This is a genomic window from Sphingorhabdus sp., from assembly GCF_040079335.1.
Classification (GTDB): Bacteria; Pseudomonadota; Alphaproteobacteria; order Sphingomonadales; family Sphingomonadaceae; genus Sphingorhabdus_B.
Map to the genome: position 1 here is coordinate 1 of NZ_JBEBKL010000116.1, position 2,185 is coordinate 2,185.

Annotated in this window: 2 protein-coding genes and 1 pseudogene; 1 reads left to right on the forward strand and 2 read right to left on the reverse strand. The window is 57.4% G+C overall.

Annotated features, from left to right (window positions below; all coding sequences use genetic code 11):
- Positions 1–118 precede the first annotated feature (118 nt).
- Both ABL922_RS14630 and ABL922_RS14635 read right to left on the reverse strand, forming a co-directional pair.
- Positions 119–874 carry a crotonase/enoyl-CoA hydratase family protein gene (locus ABL922_RS14630; RefSeq protein WP_349024942.1) on the reverse strand — a complete coding sequence of 252 codons (756 nt, stop codon included), beginning with the start codon at positions 872–874 and terminating at the stop codon, positions 119–121.
- Positions 871–1,911 carry an AraC family transcriptional regulator gene (locus ABL922_RS14635; protein WP_349024943.1) on the reverse strand — a complete coding sequence of 347 codons (1,041 nt, stop codon included), beginning with the start codon at positions 1,909–1,911 and terminating at the stop codon, positions 871–873. Before ABL922_RS14635 ends, ABL922_RS14630 begins: the two co-directional genes overlap by 4 nt.
- A gap of 94 nt (positions 1,912–2,005) precedes the next feature.
- On the opposite strand from ABL922_RS14635, the pseudogene ABL922_RS14640 reads away from it, so the two are divergent.
- Positions 2,006–2,185, forward strand: a pseudogene (locus ABL922_RS14640) (hypothetical protein); the annotation flags it as partial.

Consider the following 2,185-nt stretch of genomic DNA (forward strand, 5'->3'; position numbering starts at 1 on the left):
CAACTGCGGTGCTTGCCGACCCGAGCAATACCTAAAACCATATCCCTGCGGACATTCTGCTGGATCGATTAATGCGAGCGCAACCGCTTTAAATATAAATGCGGCGTATGAACACCTCCTAAAAAGCCCCGCCGCGTCCTTCGCCGTCGGCAAACCTTCGTGCGCCTTTAATCGCCTCGGCGCGCAGCGGTTTGGCACCCTCGCGCCCTTCGTTGCGCAGCGCATCGGGCAGATCAAAATCCCATTGCTGATAGGAAGACATCCGGTCGGTCTTCATGCACAGCGCCGGGAAGTGCGCAATTTCCGCCGCAAGCAATTGCGCGGCGGTGAGTGCCTCGCTTGCGGCAACCACGCGGTTGGCTAGGCCGATGGCCAAGGCCTCATCCGCTGCAACGGGCCGTCCCGTCAGGATCATGTCCAGCGCGCGGCCCTGGCCAATGATGCGCGGCAGCCGCACGGTTCCGCCGTCGATCAACGGCACGCCCCAACGCCTGCAAAACACGCCAAAGATTGCGGTTTGCGATACCACGCGCAGATCGCACCAAAGCGCCAGTTCCAGCCCGCCTGCCACCGCATATCCTTCAACCGCGGCGATCACGGGTTTGGACAAGAGCATTCGGGTCGGCCCCATTGGCCCGACGCCTTCGGGTTCATAGCGGTCGTTGGCTGACCCCACCGATTTCAGATCAAAGCCCGCACAAAAATTGCCGTCAGCGCCAGAAAGGACCGCGACCTGCGCGGTGTCGTCAGCTTCAAAATCCGCAAAGGCGGTCCGCAGTGCAAGGGCGGTATGGGGGTCAACTGCATTTCGGCTGTCGGGCCGGTTGATGGTGACCGTGCGAACCTGGCCTTGGTTGGTGATAAGGATCGTCATAGTAAGATTTTCCGTCGTTTGCTGGGTGGAACGCCAAAACTTTGAATATGCCACCGCGTGAATGCGCCGATTGAACCATAGCCCAACATTTCGGCGACGTCGGTAATCCGAATACGGCGGTTGGACAGATATTTCGTCGCCATTTGCAGGCGTGCCTTGTTCAGCAGCGAAGAGAAACTCACGCCTTCAGCATCCAGATTGCGTTGCAGCGTCCGCACGGACATGCCCAACAATTCGCAGCACATCTGAATGCTGGCACGGCCCGTTGGCATCAGCAACAAGATCGATTGTTCGACTTGTTGGGCAACGCTGTGCTGCTCGGGACTCATGACCGTTTCGATCAGATTGCGGGCGTGCTCGGCGAGCGCCGCGTCGGCCCTTTGGTTCGGTCGATCCAGATCGCGAGGGTGAATAAGGATTCCGTTAAACTCGGAATTAAATTCGGGCCGGCACCCAAACAGCCGCCGGTATATGGGCATTTCTAACACAGGCGGTTCGGCGTGACTGAAACATACCGATTGCGCTTGCCAGTCTTCACCTCGCACGCTTTTGCAAAGCTGAGCCAAGACGCCAAGCGCAAGATCGGACGATTGCTGCAACGGCTCTGGCTGGGCGAGAGAGAAATCCTCGCGGATCAGGATATTATCACCCAGATCATCAAGATGCAGGACGAGCGTCGAATTGATCCGATTGCGGTACTGCATCAATGCTGTAAGCGCCGCTCGGAGTGTCGGTTGGTGCGCAATCAACAGGCTGATTGCCCCCAGATTGGCAATCTCCCGGCTTTCGGCCATGCGCAGACCAAATGTTATGCAGCCCGTCACTTCTGCTGCCCGTTCGAGCAGGCGGATAGCCTGATGTGCAGGGATCATCTGTTCGGCATTGCCAAGTATCCGGGATGACAGTCCAAATTCTTTAAGCAAGGGTATGGGATCAAAGCCGCACGCGCGCATGGTCGGCGAAAAGCCCGACAATGCCGCAACGCGCACCAACTCAGCCATGCTTGCCTCTCCCGTCGCGGTCGTACCTGTTGGCATCTATTGCCAAAAGAATGTCATGAAATGTGAAAATTGCAAGCGGTTCCTCGTCTACATATCAGGATGAAAAATGTCGAAGGGGGAATAAGCGACCATGGCCAAAGCAGTACGCTTTTATGAGACCGGAGGGCCCGAAGTCCTGACGATCGAAGAGGTCGCTGTTGGCAACCCCGGTCCAGGCGAAGTCCGAATTCGCCATGAAGCGGTCGGCTGCAACTTTGCCGACACCTATTTTCGTTCAGGTCTGTATCCCGTGCAGCCGCCCTGCGGGATT